The organism is Chryseobacterium lathyri, from assembly GCF_030812195.1.
Lineage (GTDB): Bacteria > Bacteroidota > Bacteroidia > Flavobacteriales > Weeksellaceae > Chryseobacterium > Chryseobacterium lathyri_A.
In genome coordinates this window covers 2,093,394-2,109,294 of record NZ_JAUSSF010000001.1, presented here as the reverse complement: position 1 = coordinate 2,109,294, position 15,901 = coordinate 2,093,394, and the positions used below count along the sequence as shown (strand labels likewise).

16 protein-coding genes are annotated in these 15,901 nt (G+C 35.5%); 10 read left to right on the top strand and 6 right to left on the bottom strand.

The window, feature by feature from the left end; translation table 11 throughout:
• Positions 1–257 precede the first annotated feature (257 nt).
• The 3 genes from J2T03_RS09550 to J2T03_RS09540 form a co-directional block, all read right to left on the bottom strand.
• Positions 258–746 (bottom strand): hypothetical protein, encoded by a 489-nt coding sequence (locus J2T03_RS09550; protein WP_307210917.1) that lies wholly within the window; start codon positions 744–746, stop codon positions 258–260.
• Between the two features lie 623 nt (positions 747–1,369).
• On the bottom strand, positions 1,370–1,693 hold the full coding sequence (locus tag J2T03_RS09545; RefSeq protein ID WP_307210915.1) for a nuclear transport factor 2 family protein: 324 nt from the start codon (positions 1,691–1,693) through the stop codon (positions 1,370–1,372).
• Between the two features lie 19 nt (positions 1,694–1,712).
• The gene (locus J2T03_RS09540) at positions 1,713–2,504 is read right to left on the bottom strand and encodes an SDR family oxidoreductase (RefSeq protein ID WP_307210913.1); all 792 of its coding nucleotides are present in this window, start codon (positions 2,502–2,504) and stop codon (positions 1,713–1,715) included.
• A 128-nt stretch (positions 2,505–2,632) separates the two neighbouring features.
• On the opposite strand from J2T03_RS09540, the gene J2T03_RS09535 reads away from it, so the two are divergent.
• The 5 genes from J2T03_RS09535 (at position 2,633) to J2T03_RS09515 (ending at position 6,114) form a co-directional block, all read left to right on the top strand.
• On the top strand, positions 2,633–3,013 hold the full coding sequence (locus J2T03_RS09535) for a winged helix-turn-helix transcriptional regulator (protein WP_307210911.1): 381 nt from the start codon (positions 2,633–2,635) through the stop codon (positions 3,011–3,013).
• Positions 3,014–3,120: 107 nt separating this feature from the next.
• Positions 3,121–3,885 carry a hypothetical protein gene (locus J2T03_RS09530; RefSeq protein WP_307210909.1) on the top strand — a complete coding sequence of 255 codons (765 nt, stop codon included), beginning with the start codon at positions 3,121–3,123 and terminating at the stop codon, positions 3,883–3,885.
• Positions 3,886–4,183: 298 nt separating this feature from the next.
• On the top strand, positions 4,184–5,110 hold the full coding sequence (locus J2T03_RS09525) for a hypothetical protein (RefSeq protein WP_307210907.1): 927 nt from the start codon (positions 4,184–4,186) through the stop codon (positions 5,108–5,110).
• A gap of 111 nt (positions 5,111–5,221) precedes the next feature.
• The gene (locus J2T03_RS09520; RefSeq protein ID WP_307210905.1) at positions 5,222–5,575 is read left to right on the top strand and encodes a hypothetical protein; all 354 of its coding nucleotides are present in this window, start codon (positions 5,222–5,224) and stop codon (positions 5,573–5,575) included.
• Positions 5,576–5,643: 68 nt separating this feature from the next.
• Positions 5,644–6,114, top strand: coding sequence for a hypothetical protein (locus tag J2T03_RS09515; RefSeq protein ID WP_307210904.1), 471 nt, complete (start codon positions 5,644–5,646; stop codon positions 6,112–6,114).
• A 521-nt stretch (positions 6,115–6,635) separates the two neighbouring features.
• Here J2T03_RS09515 and J2T03_RS09510 read toward each other — a convergent pair.
• A complete protein-coding gene (locus tag J2T03_RS09510; RefSeq protein WP_306846127.1) occupies positions 6,636–8,213 on the bottom strand; it encodes a Na+/H+ antiporter in 1,578 nt (525 codons plus the stop codon).
• Between the two features lie 226 nt (positions 8,214–8,439).
• On the opposite strand from J2T03_RS09510, the gene map reads away from it, so the two are divergent.
• A complete protein-coding gene (gene map / locus J2T03_RS09505; protein WP_307210901.1) occupies positions 8,440–9,204 on the top strand; it encodes a type I methionyl aminopeptidase in 765 nt (254 codons plus the stop codon).
• A gap of 81 nt (positions 9,205–9,285) precedes the next feature.
• On the opposite strand, the gene J2T03_RS09500 is transcribed toward map, so the two are convergent.
• On the bottom strand, positions 9,286–11,427 hold the full coding sequence (locus J2T03_RS09500) for an outer membrane beta-barrel protein (RefSeq protein ID WP_306846129.1): 2,142 nt from the start codon (positions 11,425–11,427) through the stop codon (positions 9,286–9,288).
• Between the two features lie 312 nt (positions 11,428–11,739).
• Here J2T03_RS09500 and J2T03_RS09495 point away from each other — a divergent pair, with 312 nt between their 5' ends.
• From J2T03_RS09495 to J2T03_RS09485, 3 genes are all read left to right on the top strand, one after another.
• Positions 11,740–12,786 (top strand): MBL fold metallo-hydrolase, encoded by a 1,047-nt coding sequence (locus tag J2T03_RS09495; RefSeq protein ID WP_307210900.1) that lies wholly within the window; start codon positions 11,740–11,742, stop codon positions 12,784–12,786.
• 57 nt (positions 12,787–12,843) lie between these two features.
• Complete coding sequence (locus tag J2T03_RS09490; protein ID WP_307210898.1) at positions 12,844–13,494, top strand: hypothetical protein; 651 nt, start codon at positions 12,844–12,846, stop codon at positions 13,492–13,494.
• A 134-nt stretch (positions 13,495–13,628) separates the two neighbouring features.
• A complete protein-coding gene (locus J2T03_RS09485; protein WP_307210895.1) occupies positions 13,629–14,414 on the top strand; it encodes a TatD family hydrolase in 786 nt (261 codons plus the stop codon).
• Positions 14,415–14,485: 71 nt separating this feature from the next.
• On the opposite strand, the gene deoD is transcribed toward J2T03_RS09485, so the two are convergent.
• A complete protein-coding gene (gene deoD / locus J2T03_RS09480) occupies positions 14,486–15,196 on the bottom strand; it encodes a purine-nucleoside phosphorylase (RefSeq protein ID WP_307210893.1) in 711 nt (236 codons plus the stop codon).
• Positions 15,197–15,504: 308 nt separating this feature from the next.
• On the opposite strand from deoD, the gene J2T03_RS09475 reads away from it, so the two are divergent.
• The gene (locus tag J2T03_RS09475) at positions 15,505–15,894 is read left to right on the top strand and encodes a VOC family protein (protein WP_307210892.1); all 390 of its coding nucleotides are present in this window, start codon (positions 15,505–15,507) and stop codon (positions 15,892–15,894) included.
• The last annotated feature ends 7 nt before the right edge of the window (positions 15,895–15,901 follow it).

Genomic DNA, 15,901 nt, shown 5'->3' with positions numbered 1-15,901 from the left:
AGATATTAATTGCATTTTAATTTTTTGTAAAGGCTTGGGTGGGGAGTAATGTAAAATACTAAGATTTATATCTAAATAGCCTTATATATTATAATGTGTGCCATAGTAGGAGTTTAAGTATGTTAAGTAAGAGGTGAAAAAAAATAAACACTATGGAAACTGTAAAAAGATTCCACCCCTATACCTTCATACAACATCTTTGAAATTTAAAAGTCGATTTTAAATTTGACTATAGGGAAATTTCCTATTCCGCAACATTAATTTTTCTTTTCAATTTCTTTCTCTTCAATTGTTTTTAAGATCCCTTCAATGGTATTAAGTTGATCCGGGTTGAGGTTCTTAACAGTTTCCTGGCTTAGTACTTTTCCGTTAATTTGTATATAGTTATTCTGGTTTTGGATCAGAGTATTGTTGTTTAGATTATTTACGGGCGAGCCATTTTTCAAAACTCCAATATATTCCAGATATAATTTAGCAGCTCTCATATCACCACCCATACCATATTGAAAAACGGCAGTCATTAATTTGAACTGCATGATGTGAAACTGTTCGAGATACTCCGCATGATAGGGACTGTTTTTATAATCCTTCAGATGTTTGTGAACGGTCTGCCTGCTCAGCTCTGTTTTACTGGCTATTTCTGCCTTTGTAGGCATTCTGCTATTCTCTTTAATAGGGCTTGATATAGCCCACATAATATTAATATGGTTATTCTGAAGGGTCACTAATATTAGCACAAACCGCATTAGAATTACTTTACAATTGGCTAGTTATTGAAAACAAGAAATTAATCATTGGAAAAGATTCGGAAAATATTAGTGCAGCAAATAAAATTCGGTTATTAATCTCTCAATTATCAATATCTTACGAAGTTCCAGCAAAATTCGTAAGACTTGAAAAATATAGAAAATATAGAAAATTACCCGATGGAATTGAGGCAATCGTACAGATAAGAAACGTTATAGTACATTCACAAGAAGAAAAAAGAAAAAAATTAAGTGAAATAGACAATATGGCAATTTACGAAGCTCTTCAGCTAAGTTTATGGTATATTGAATTAAGTTTACTCAATATTTTGAAATTTGATGCCAAATATTCAAATCGATGTTCAGTTGAATTAGTATCGTCTTACAAATTAGAATTACCGCCTTGGAGCAAATAAGATCTTGTACCAACAAGAATTTGAAGTAAATGGCATATGCTTCCATTGGTGTAAGTTGAAAATTTGTGCTTTCATTTCGGCACTATCGCCAAACCGTAGAACGTTATCTATTGGTCAAAAATAATCTCAAGAAACGATAAAAATTGCTTTAAAGAAATGTTTTGCAATTCTTAAAATAAAAACGGCTAATTTTTAGCCGTTTTTATTTTATCCAGTAATTTTCAATGATTGTATTAATTCATCATCAATTTGTAATTGATAACTCAATACAATTGGGCTTCCGGGAAAAGTTCCTGAAACTTCTGCTTTTAAAATGCTTTCCGTTCCATTTTCTTCATAACCGACAGGCTTCATAACTGATTTGTAACGCTCGTTGGCATCTGCGATCCAATGTTCTATTTCTTTTCTTCCATTGTACCTTTTTCCTTCATCAAAAACTACGGCTGTATCAGAAAAACAATTTGCATAGGCAACGCTATCAAAATCATCTTGGGCTTTTATTAAATCTGTGATTATTTTAGGTAAATTCATTTTTTATTTTTTAAAATTATTAAACTGTTGGTACGGTTCCTCCATCTATTACAAATTCAGTTCCTGTTAAATAGGCGGCTCTTGGTGATACAAGAAAACCAACTAATTCAGCTACTTCTTTCGTTTCTGCAGGTCTTCCGAAAGGTATTCCACCCAATGCATCCATTACACCTTGTTGTGCTTGTTCTACTGTACTATTAGCGTTTCTTGCAATTTCACCCAGCCAAGCTTCCGATGCTGTCGTATTGATCCATCCCGGCGAAACAGTCAGCACTCTAACACCTTTAGGGGTAACTTCGTTCGATAAACTTTTACTGTAGTTTCTTAAACCTGCTTTTGAAGCTGCATAAGGTAAAGTAGAATCGTACAAAGGCAATTTACCCTGAATGGAAGCTATGTGAATGATAACACCACTTTTTCTCTCTATCATTTGGGGTAAAAACCCTCTGTCCAATCGGATAGGAGCAAGTAAATTAGCCTGTAAGGTTGATTCCCAGTCTTCATCACTTAAAGCGTTAAAACCTCCTGCGGGTGTTGATGAAGAACCGAGATTGTTGACAAGAATATCCAACCTTCCATAAGTAGACAATACTTCGTTGATTACTTTTTGTGTTCCTTCAGCTTTACTCAAATCGGAGGCAATGAAATGCAGATTACTGTTTTCTTCTTCTGGCGCATTTCTAGCCGAAATGATAACTGTTGCGCCGGCTTGTAGCAACCTTTCTGCAATTGCTTTTCCGGCACCTTTTGTACCTCCTGTTACCAATGCAATCTTGCCAGATAATTCATTGTTGAAATTAAATTGTTCCATTTTTTAGAATTGTTTATAGGACAAAATTGGAGTATAAAAACAGTTTGCACAAGTACGGAATTACGATTCATATAGGGATAAATTATTCCCCTATTGTACAAATCGGAACATAGGATTAATTTTACAATATGTATGAGAGAAAAATAATACCGAATTTAAATTGCGGTCTTGATCTGATCGGTGAAGTACTTTATGGCAAATGGAAGATACGTTTGCTTTGGTTTATTCATCAGGGACATAAAAGACCAAGTGAATTGCAGCGAAAGATACCGGATGCATCACGAAGGGTTTTAAATATTCAGCTGAAAGAAATGGAGGAGCATGAGCTTGTTTCAAAGATTATTTATCCGGTTGTTCCGCCAAAAGTAGAATATTCGCTAACTGAGTTTGGTGAAAGTTTAATTCCCTTAGTAGGTGCTTTAGGACAATGGGCGGATCAACATGAGGACCGATTGAGAATGTTGATTATGAAGAGAATTCAAGGATCTGGTGATATAGGAAAATTTTAGCTAAATTAATCTTAAAAAACGATTGAATTAATCAGTTCATATAAATGTAATGCTATTTACTGTATTCTTATAAATTTAAATATTGTATCAAATCTTCACAAACAACAATGGAGCAAACATTAGACATTCAAACATCAACTCAAAAAATTTACAAAGACAAAGCAATTTGGGTCGGGACATTTCTTGGGGGGCCATTGGCTGCTGGTTATTTAATTGCTGAAAATTTCAAAGCATTTAATGACACTGCCAAAGTAAAAAAGACATGGATTTATGCAATTTTCGCCACAATTGTTGTATTTGGCGGTGTTTTTCTGATTCCAGACAATGTTAAAATCCCTAATCAAATCATTCCATTAATTTATACTGGAATTGCTTCTTATCTAGTTCAACATTTTCAAGGGCAAAACATTTCAAAACATATAAGTTCAGGTGGGCAATTACATAGTTGGTGGCGGACAATTGCAGTAGGTATTATTGGACTCTCAATTACTATAATACCAATTTTTGGTTTTGCGTTATTGGCAGATTCTACAACAAATGCTGGTGTTGACATAAAAAAATATGGTATAATGAAACACGAAATTGCATTTGACAAAAATAATATTTCAGAATCCGAAGTAAATAAAATTGCTGACGGCCTTACAAGGACAACATTCTTTGACGAAGCTGTTACAAAATATGTTTATACAAAAAAAGTAAATGGCGATTTTGAAATATCAATCTCTTGCGATAAATCGGTAACTAGCAATGCTGAAGCATTACAACCTTTTGTTCAGTTAAGAGCTGAATTACAGAGTTTATTTCCTAACAACAAAATAGTTTTTAATCTTGTGGTTGACAAACTTGATAATATTGTGAAGCGAATCGAATGAAAGCTTATAACAGGGCATTTGCAATAGGCAGGGTTTAGTGCTTCGCAGACAGCTTTATTGTACTCGAAAGTTCAGTTTTCTGCTCAATATTAGGGGTAGCTTGGCTATTACATATTTGCCAAAATATTAACATTTGAAAGTCTCAAAAAACGATTAAATGGAAGCACCTATACGAAGAAAATAAAAAATAGATTGTTAGAAACTTCAAAAAATACTAATTTCTGGTTAGCTCTAAATTACTATTTAAAAAGCAGAAAATGAGGGATTAGTAAGATCAATAATAAAATTAAAATAACAAATGATTTTTCCAAAAGCAAAAAAAATAGCCAAAGACCTTGGCTGGCATAAAACAAACGACAGCGTATTTGGACTTTACAAAGGGTATTTTTTCAAAGTTTCAGACGCAAGTTTAATCACCACTCCTCAATTCAAATTGGTAACGGCGACCACCGGCAATATAACAGAAGAACAAAAGCTACAAATCAAAACAGAATTAAACCTAAACAAAAGAAAATTAAAGTTTACCCTCTTTGAAATTAGCGACAATGGGATTTTTTTTAAATTCACTGAAAATGTAACTCTTACTCAACTTAAGACTGTTTATTCTTTGTTCGACTTTTTGGTTGACCTATTCAAAAAACTAAACATATCAGAGCAAAACAAATGTCATAACTGTGGGAGAGATCAAAGAATCAACTATTACGATCTTAACGATACAGGTATCATACTTTGTGATACCTGTTTCAGCCAGGAGGATCATAGATTCTATGAAATTGAAAAAGAAAGAATTTCAAAAGAAAAAAATTATTTAACAGGATTTTTAGGCGCATTTATTTTTTCAGTTCCGGGAATTATACTTTGGGTTTTGTGTGCTGTATATTTTGAAAGACTTGCCTCTGGAATGGCATTTGTTATCGCATTCCTCGGAATTTTAGGTTATGATTATTTCAAAGGATGGCATGGAAAACTGACAAAGTATATTATTGTTCTTACAAACATTGTAAGCATCATTATTGCCAATATTATGACTGTAATTACTTTATTGGTAAAACAGGGTTTGACTATAAATCATGCAATTCAGGAGTTTCAAACCAATGAAGCAGCAAAAGACTTCTTTTATCAGAGTATTATTATTTCTTTTCTATTGGCATTACTTGTATGGATTTGGGTATTGTTTATAATGAAAGATAAAAAATTAAATATAAAACTTGCAGATAAATTTTAGAAGTAAAAGCATTAGCTATAATAGCTCTAAAAAAGGTGAAAAATACATTATTATGGAATTTAGAAAACAAGAAACTTTAGATTTTAATTAATCTCAAAAAATGATAAAACTATGGCAGAAATCCAGAGAAATAGTACTGGTCTTTCTGGAGAGTATTTTGTTGCAGCTGAACTTCTTAGAAGAGGATTCAGCGTAGGAATTACTATGGGAAATGCTAAATCAATTGATATTCTTGCAGAAAAGTATGACAAACAATTTATTATTCAAGTTAAAGCAATTTACAAAAGGAAGAATGTAGGATGGCCAATAATGAAGGATAAAATTAATCTGAATCACTATTATATATTTGTAAATCTTAATGGAGATCAAATGTCAGCCCCTAATTTTTATATTGCTACAGGTAAAGAAACTTATGATAAATGCAAACAATATTCAACCAGGGGTATTGTAGATCTATCTACCTAAATAATGATGAATTTCTTGGAAATTGGGGAAAGCTCAACAAGGATTCTTTTTAGAAATCTCAAAAAACTATGCGAATACAATCAATATTTATTCTAAGTTGTTTGCTTTCATGCGCAAAGCAACCTGAAAAAAAAATAGAGAATGACACTTGGGAAAAATTACAGGTTATCACGCTTTTTCAGAAAATTACAATTGAAAAAAATTCCGACAGTTCAGAAGTTGAAAATATTATCTGGAATAAACAGATTTATGATATTCCCCCAAAATATATTATTGAAGACACTATAAAAACAAAAATTTATCTTAGCAAAAATGAAAAAGACAGCTTAAAAAATTGGATTAAATCTTCTATTCTTAAACCCAAATTTACTGCTTTAAATGCTTCTGATTATGTAGGAAATGTAGAGCTAAACTACATTGACAGAAACACCACATTAAGTTGTAAATATTATTCTGTTGGGGAATGGGACAATGTATCAGAAAATACAAAAAAGATTTACAACTTATTGAATAGTAAAACGAAGTTATCTAAACAGTAAAACGTTAGTTCAGAAGTATAAACTAAAACCTAAGAACTTTAAAAAAGATAACGTAAATCTCACCAAACGGTAATTTTAGTCAAAACAAGCTTTCTCGTATATGTTCCTTGATTTTTCTAACATACATAAGAAAAAGCTTAAATAAGATATTATTGCTTGGACAAAGCTCCATTTTTAATACTGTATTTCGTTATATACAAAACTGTATTTCTTTCTGGTAAGAAAGCCCAGCTATTCATTTTTCCGAACACAGTTGTAAGATAACGGCTTTCATTCCGAAACGAGTGAGGATGAGGTCCAGTTCTTCTTTATCCTGAATATTTTTGATAGGGTATTTTAGTGAATTTTTATCTTTTGCAAACTGGCTGCTTTGATTCCGTGCTGTAATAGGTTCTTTGGTTAAGAGTTCAAAGAATTTTGCCAGCTGATTATCTGTAATCTTAGGATATTGGGACCGAAGGAAATAACATTAACTATTTTAAATAGACTAATAATTACTGTTTTTATTTATCAATAAGTCTCTAACTTTTTATATTCAATCTTTCCTCCTGAAGATCGAGTAAACGAAGATGTTTTCTGATGATTTCTTCATCTAATAAAAGTTCTTCGCGGTTTTTATTAATAAGCCAGATTCTTTGAGTTTCGAGAATGTCAATATAAATATTTCGATATTCTGTGTAATTAATGATGATTTCAGAGCTGCTCAATTGTTTCTCGTATTTTTGTAATTGATCTTTCAATGCAGGGAAGCTTTCTATTTTATGAGCATAATCTTTACGAATTTTATCAACTGCGACTTGAGCAAGGCTGTTCTGAATTTCATAATCGATTTCCTTTTCGCTTCTCACAAAATCCCGGTCTATTGGAGGAAACTTTTTTAATAGAAAAGGAAGCGTAAGTCCTTGAACAAGTAATGTTAAAAGAATCACAACAAATGTGATAAATAGAATCAGATTTCTTTGTGGAAAAGGAGTACCGTCTTCTAAGGTCAGGGGAATTGAAAGTGCTGCAGCTAAAGAGACAACGCCTCTCATTCCGGTCCAGCCAATGATCATGGGTGTTTTCCAGCCAGGAGATTGTGAATCTGCAACCGTGATAAAATTTCTCATAATCAAGGTCGTAATCACTGCTGCATAGCCTGCGAAAATTCTTACAATAACCAGCACTGCAGTAACCGCAATTCCATAACCGATTGCCGTATAAATATCGGTGTTACCTAAACCGGAAACAATCTCGGGCAAGTCCAGCCCGATAAGCATGAAAACAATACCATTTAGCAGAAAACAAAAACTTTCCCAAACTGTTACAGTACGTATTCTGGATGCGCTGCTCAAAAAATCATGACTGCGATAAGAAAGAAATAGGCCACCACTTACCACCGCCAAAACTCCGGAAGCATGAAGCTGTTCTGCAGCTAAATACATTGAAAAAGGTCCGATAAAAGTTAGTAAAATATCGGTGTTTGGATCGGTGGGCAAAATCTTGTGCATTTTCAGAAAAATATATGCGATTGCAAGTCCGATTCCTACGCCACCAATGCACATCCACACAAAACTTCCCGCTGCTTCGTGCCATACAAATTGTCCGGTTGCTGCTGCAATCATCGCGAACCGGAAAATAATTAAAGAAGAAGCATCATTCAGCAAGCTTTCGCCTTCGAGAATTGAAGCCAGTCTTTTTGGTACTTTTACAAATTTTAAAATCGCTCCAGCACTTACAGCGTCGGGTGGAGAAACAATTCCACCCAATAAAAAACCTAAAGCTAAAGAAAATCCCGGGATGAAATAATTGGTGAAAACGGCAACCGATAACGCTGTGAAAAAAACGACTACAAAAGCAAAGCTGAAAATAATCCTGCGCCATCGCCAAAGCTCTTTCCAAGAAGTTGACCAAGCTGCTTCATACAATAAAGGTGGCAGAAAAATGATAAATATTAATTCGGGTTCTATTTTTATAGGAGGTACTCCCGGAATAAAACTTATTAAAAGTCCTGCCAGCACGAGCAAAACAGGATATGCAACCTTAATTTTTTTCGCCAGCATAATAAGCATGGTGATGAGCAGAACCAAAAAAAGATAAAATTCGAAATTTTTTAACATGTATAAATTTTGATAGATAAATATATATATTAAATTTTAGAACCTTTACCGTTCCGGTTTATCAGTTCTATAGTGGAAGTGAAAGAGATCACGATTATTCTTTACAGGAAGCCGTCTCACCATCAAAGGTGAGACGGTTTTTTATAAGGAACAACCCAATAATATTTCAAATCCATAACTTTGTAGTTTTCAAAGGATATTAAACATATAACCAAAAGAAATAACGATGTCAATAACAAATGAACATGAGTTGGCAGGAATGCAGAAAGTGAGTGAAGCTGTTGCCTATACCTTAAAAGAGATGATTAACTATGCCCAAGCTGGTATGACGACAAAAGAAATTGATGAATACGGAGCTAAGATCCTTTCAGGTTTTGGTGCAAAATCAGCACCATATTTAACGTATGGTTTTCCCGGATGGACCTGTATCAGTGTGGATAATGAATTTTGTCACGGTATTCCAACTGATCAACGGATTTTAAAAGAAGGGGACCTTATTAATATTGATGTTTCTGCAGAACTGAACGGATATTGGGCAGATAACGGAGGCTCTTTTATCATCGGAAAAGATATCAATTCCCACCAAAAACTGGTAGATGCTTCCAAAGATATTTTACAGAAAGCCATCAATTCTATAAAAGGAGGCGTAAAAATAGCCGATATTGGTTTTCTTATGGAAGCTGAAGCTAAAAAAAGAGGTTTTAAAGTTATTAAGAATCTTGCCGGACATGGTGTGGGGAAAAGCCTCCATGAGCAGCCTGATGAACTGTTTAATTATAAAAATCGCTTCGATTCCAGGCGGTTCAAAAAGAATTCTGTGGTAGCCATCGAAACATTTATTTCAACGTCTTCAAATCTTGCTGTAGAGCTCAATGACGGTTGGACCATGGTAGGGAACAAAGGCGGTTATATGACACAGCACGAACATACCATTGTGGTGACGGATGGAAAACCCATTATTTTAACACAGATGAATGAAATCCTGAATTAAGGATTCACTCTTCATATATAATAAAAAGACACTTACATGATGCAGGTGTCTTTTTTAGTTATTATTCTTTTTGTCTTACTTTTATTTTCCTCCGCCGCTGTTTTTCTCTACATCTGTTTTCGTATTTCCCTTCACCTGCTGATTTCCGAAACGTTTTACAAAAGAAAGTGAAAAGCCATACCAGTCCGATCTTGTAGAACTTCTGGCAGTTCCGACCTGGCTGAAGCTGGTGGAATCAAAATTGGGTCTGCTGAAAATATTCATCAGCTGAAGACTTACCTCCATCTGTGTTTTAGGGAATATCTTGGTCGCAGAAATATTGTGGAAAATATTCGTTTTATTCGCATAGGAATTTCCGTTGTTCTGATTGGAAAGCTCTACCCATGCACTCAGATTAATATTTTTGTTAAAGAGATTGGTGTACGACAGATTAGCCGAAGCGCCCAGATAGCTGATATAATTTTTACCCTTCAGATCATTGACCTCGTTGAAATCATGATTATCAATATAGTACCATCCAACTCCCACATTCACATTCATTTTATTTTTCAGGAAGGTCTGGTTAGTATTCGCAAACAGATAATACTTCTGCACCTTTCCGTTGAAATTGGCAGGTAAGCTGACTGTTCTGCCGTTTTCCTCTGCGATGGATGTCCAGTAATCCCTGTCAGTATACATATACCTGGCTGAAAGAAAATACTTTTTCAGGATTCCGAATTTCATATAGAGCCTGTGGCTTGGGTTGGGCTCCAGGTCCATATTTCCACGCGAGTATGTTCCGTCATTGGTAGGGACAAGAAAAGGATTAAACTCCGAATACCACGGGCGCCATAGATTACGGTTATAAGTCAGACTCAGATCGTATTTATCCGAAAAAGAATATTTCACCAATAGATTGGGAAGTAGGGTACTGTAAGAATCCTTTCTTTCCGTACCGGCTACATCCTGTCTCATTTTATAATCGATATGTTCATAACGGACTCCCACTCTTGTTTCCAGCTTCTCAAAGAAAGTTTTGCTGTAGTTCACATACAGGGAATTGATATTATCCTCATAGTGGAAAACATCATTCGGACGGAGGTTATCTGCGTTGTTCCCGGATAGATTATTAGGAATCACATTGTTATTGAAATCCATTTTTCCACCCACTTCAAAACTTCCACCCTTTCCAAGCGGTTGGGTATAGTCTACTTTTAAATAGTAGTTTCGGGTCTGTTCGTGGGAATTCAGGCCTAACAGGCTCACAGCCGGTGATATGTTGGATGTTTTTAAAAACTCATTTGTATTTTCCTGGGAATTGTAATTGGCTACTAAATTGACATCCAATATCCTGTTTTTCTCTTTATCGTAATATTTATAAAAGACATTCGTTCCCAGCGTCCTGTTGCGTCCTGTTGCATCCTGATCCTGATGATAAGAATCGAACAGCAGATCATTCTTCGTCCTTATGAAGTCAGAATCTGAGGTTGTAGAATTTTTGCTTTGATAATATTCAAGGATAAGTCCTATATTATTTTTATCATTCAGCTCATATTCAGATGTTGAGGAAAGGGAAGGACTTTTATTTCTGCTTATGTTTTCATTATTGGTTTGGGTAACATCATTATCCTTATATAAAGAGTTGATGTATAGGCTTTTCTGTGCCCAGGTATTGTCGCTGTAGCTTCCGACAAGCGTTTGTGTGAAATTTTTCTTATGATAATTAAGATTAAGGTTGGTATACTGTGAATTCTTAGTATTCTGTCTGTTATTGAGGGTGATACTGCCTTTCATTCCTTCATCATCTCTCTTTTTGAGTACGATATTAATGACCGATCCGGCTGTTTCGTAACGGGATGACGGGCTTGTGATCACCTCAATTTTCATCAGGTTATCTGCAGGAATGGTTTTCAGGTATTCCTTTAGTTCCTTCCCGGTAAAAACAGATTTTCTATCGTTGATGTAAACCGTCACCGATTCACCTTCCGCTTTTATGGCGTCATTATTATCAATACTCACCAAAGGCGTCATTCTAAGGACATCCCAGGTTGTATTTCCTGCAAGGATAGAACTGTTGGAAACATTAAACACCGTTCTGTCCACCTTAGATTCTACAGTAGGTTTTCTTGCCGTTAATGTAACCCCTTCAATCTGATTTTCTTTCTCCTTTATAGTATCATTTTTTACTTGTGCAAATGTTAAAGAACCGATTAATAAAGCAGCGGAAGATATAATTATTTTCATTCAAAGTGATATTTCATCAATAAGACAGTTATTGAAGAAGGTTTGTTACATTACATCGGGAAATAAATAAAAAAATCACAGATACCGTTATATTTATTGAAAATATTACTATATAAAAAGGTATCAGGTTAATTAACTTTACTGTTTCATGCAAAGTTAGTTACAGGCTTATTGTACAGAAGATCTTTGACTATATAAAGTAAAATACGTCCTCTATTCGTTGATTCATATAAATAAGAAATCTATTCTTATATTTATTCATCCGAGTAAATCTTTTAATTACTGGGATTCAGAGCATAAAAAAACAATGGAATGAATTTAAAGAAACAAATGGGACAGTTTCCCAACGAGAAAAGAAAAACTTATTTCAGTACGCTGACCAACTATATCAACGGGAAATTTCAGAATATACTTCCCACACCCGCATTACTGGAAGGAGAAAGTATGACCAAATTACTCCTGCAGGCATTATGTAAAATAGAAAATACAACGCCAAAAGCGCCCATTCCATTTGTAATCACAGATCTGAAAAACCTTAAACCGGAAGAAAATGTTCTCGTATGGTTCGGGCACAGCTCTTACTTTATTCAGACCGATGGCAAAAAATTCCTTATAGATCCTGTTTTCAGTGGTAATGCTTCACCAATGCCCGGTTCCATAAAGGCTTTCTCCGGATCAGATCATTATAAGCCGGAAGATATGCCGGATATTGACTTTCTCCTGATTTCTCATGATCATTGGGATCATCTGGATTATTCCACTGTTCAGGCGCTCAAAGACAAAGTAGATCAGGTTATATGCGGATTGGGGACTGGGCAGCATTTCGAATACTGGGGCTGGGATACAGAGAAAATTATTGAAAAAAATTGGTGGGACAGTATTCATCTGGCAGATGGCTTCACTATTACACTGACTCCTGCAAGACATTTCTCCGGGAGACTCCTGAACCGGAATATCTCATTGTGGACATCCTTTGTATTACAGACCCCTTCTAAAAAATTGTTTCTAGGTGGTGACAGTGGTTATGGAGATCACTTTTCAGAGATTGGCGAGAAATACGGGCCGTTTGATCTTGCGGTGATGGAATGCGGTCAATATAATGAAAAATGGCCTTACATCCACAGCCTTCCGGAACAGATCGTCAAAGAAGTGAAGGAACTTAAAGCTCAAAATTTTATTCCGGTCCATAATTCAAAATTTAAATTAGCCCAGCATCCTTGGTTTGAACCTCTGGAACTTGTTTCAAAATATGCAGAAGAAAACAACATACCCATTACCCATCCGATGATCGGAGAAAAAGTGGATTTGGATGGGCTGGGAGAAGTGATATGGAAAAAATGGTGGGAGGAACTGATGTAAATCAGAGCTTTGTAGAAAATCCTGATTCTGTATATCAATCTTATAAAATATCATTAAATGGATGTGTTTAAATCCTATGTTCCACTAATGTCAGGTTCCTGGAAAGAAAAGTATCAGTCTGTTCTTGCCGGAGAGCATCTGCAAACTATGGAAGATAATATTCTGAAATTTCAGAACAACAGCCTGGAATGGAAGCTTCCGTATTTTAATGAAGAAATCAAAACGGACAGAAAAGAAAGCTTTAATCTCTTTATCACTGTATTTCAAAGTAATGTCGCGGATGAGGTTAAAGCATTACAATTGGAGGAAATTCCCTTTGTACACTGGCTGAATATTTTGGGACAGCGTCTGACTTCTGCCAGCATCCGGGATGAAAATGCTGTTCCGCCTTTGAAAGATACTTTGCTTGAAGCCTGCCGGAAACCTTTTAACAGTGAAATTACCATTGCGCAGAGAGCCTGGGAAAAACATGTCGGAAGAATAGATGATGAATTTTGGGGCGAGATCAAAGGAAATAATCTGCAGAAACAGGATAAAGTCATGGAAAAAATCAGCTATATTCTGAACAACAGAACCTGGTGGAACGTTTTCTATCATTACAAACATAAAATTGTTTTTGAGGTCAGGGAAAAAGAAGGTCACGGAATACGTTGGAGTCAAGGAGGGAAACAGTTAATAGGCTTTCTTGAAAAATTTATCAATGAATAGCAATAGCATATAAAATTTTACTTGCGTAAAAAGATTGCGTACTGTGCGGGTAATTTTGCAGAGATAAAGTTTCAGATCAAAAATTTAACAAGACAAATCAATCCTATCTGTCCTTTATACAAAACAAAAAACAAATGAATACATACATTGATATTGGCATTAATCTGACCAATAAACAGTTCTATAATGAACACGAAGAAATTATCAACCGTGCCCTGGATAATGGAGTGGAACAAATGATCCTCACCGGGACCGGCGTACGCGGAAGTAAAGAATCCGCAGAGATTGCAGAAGACTATCCTGAAATTTTATTTTCTACAGCGGGAATTCATCCTCACGATGCCAAATCCTTTAATCAGGAAAGTATCCGGGAACTTCGAAATCTTTTGAAATTGGATCATGTGGTATCGGTAGGAGAGTGCGGACTGGATTTTGACCGGGATTTTTCTCCAAGGCCTATTCAGGAAAAATGCTACAGAGCCCAGCTGGAATTGGCTGTTGAAGTTCGTAAGCCTCTCTTTCTTCATGAAAGATCAGCGTTTAAAAGATTTAATGACATCACAGATGAATACCTTTCCAGGTTGCCGGAAGCGGTTGTCCATTGTTTCACAGGAACATTGGAGGAAGCTAAGATTTATCTGGACAAGGGGTTCTATTTAGGATTTACAGGTGCTATAAGTGATGATAAAAGATTTAAGCAGCTGGAAGACGTGATCAAATATACGCCGCTGGACCGCATGATGATAGAAACCGATGCCCCTTTCATGCTTCCGAAAAATATGGCGAGAATGCAAAACCGGCGCAATGAACCTTCTTTCCTGCCGTATGTGGCACAAACCATTGCCTATTGGAAGAAAATCAGTATTTCCGAAGTTGCAGATGAAACCACGGAAACCGCCAGGAATTTTTTCAAACTATGAAAAAGAGCTCTACTTATCAAGTAAAGCTCTTTTTTTATGGTGAAACTGTATAACTGCAGTTTGGCTTTTTTTTAAAGACTTTTTATCGCTGATTCCAAAGCCAGCTCCATCATTGGTTTAAGGGCTTTTTCTCTTTCGTCAGCAGAAATCTTTTCGTGGGTAGGAATAATATCGGTTACCGTAAGGATCGTCGCTGCGTTTTTCCCTAAATGTTGTGCATTTGCAAATAATCCGAAAGCTTCCATTTCTACAGCCGGACAGTTGTATTTTGTAGCAATAGCAGGAATATTCGGATCTTTTCTGTAGAAAATATCGCTGCTGTGTACATTGATCGCTTTAGTTGCTAAAGAAAGCTCCTGAGCGGTTTCATTGATCGTTCCAAAGATATTTCCCTGGTGAGGAAGAATCTCATCTTCAATTTCCCATGCATATTTTGCATACGTACTTTCGCTCGCTGCATTTTCAATATTTAAAATATCAAAAAGCTTCAGGTCTGTTGTATAGGCTCCGCACGTTCCGATTCTGATGATAGTATCTACTTCATACTCTGTAAATAATTCAAAAGAATAGATCCCGATGCTCGGAAAGCCCATTCCGCTGGCTCCTACAGTAATTTCCTTACCTTTATAAAGACCGGTATAATAAAAGATTCCTCTTGTTTTGCTGACCAGCTTAGCATTTTCCAAATAATTTTCAGCAATATATTGTGCACGAAGCGGATCTCCCGGCTGCAATACTACTTTGGCAATTTCTCCTTTTTTTGCACTGATGTGAATACTCATAATGTTATTTTGAAGCGACAAAGATAACAACTTTTAGATTGTAATATCCTAACGTTTGTATTTCAAGATCTAAGTTTTCTAAGTGCAATTCCCCCTCCGGAGGAGGGGTGTCAGATCAAAGATCTGACGGGGTGGTTAAAAAAGAAAAAAACTTCTCCGAACAAACCTCATAGGTTTCCAAAACCTATGAGGTTTAATCAGAAGCTTAATATTTATTATTGCCAATACAGTTTCAAAAGAGAATAATACAGAAGAAGTATTTGTGGAATCTCCTTCTTACTTTAGCAGGAGTAAAATGATTAAGCATAATGAAAATTGAACATATCGCTTTGTGGGTAAGGGATTTGGAAAAGACCAGAAAATTCTATCAGAAATATTTTGGAGCTGTTTCCAATGAAAAATACCATAATTCTGTAAAACAGTTTCAGTCTTATTTTTTAAGCTTTGGCCATGGTTGCCGTCTCGAAATCATGAACAGGCCGGATATTCAGGAAAGCGACAATTCTTATGATGCCCAACAATACGGAATCATTCATTTGGCATTCTCTACAGGCAGCAAAGAAAAAGTGGATGAACTGACAGAAATTTTAAGAAAAGACGGTTACACCATAGCCGGAGAACCGCGTACAACAGGCGACGGCTATTATGAAAGCGTTATTCTGGATCCTGAAGGCAATATTATCGAAATAACAGATTGATCTTTAA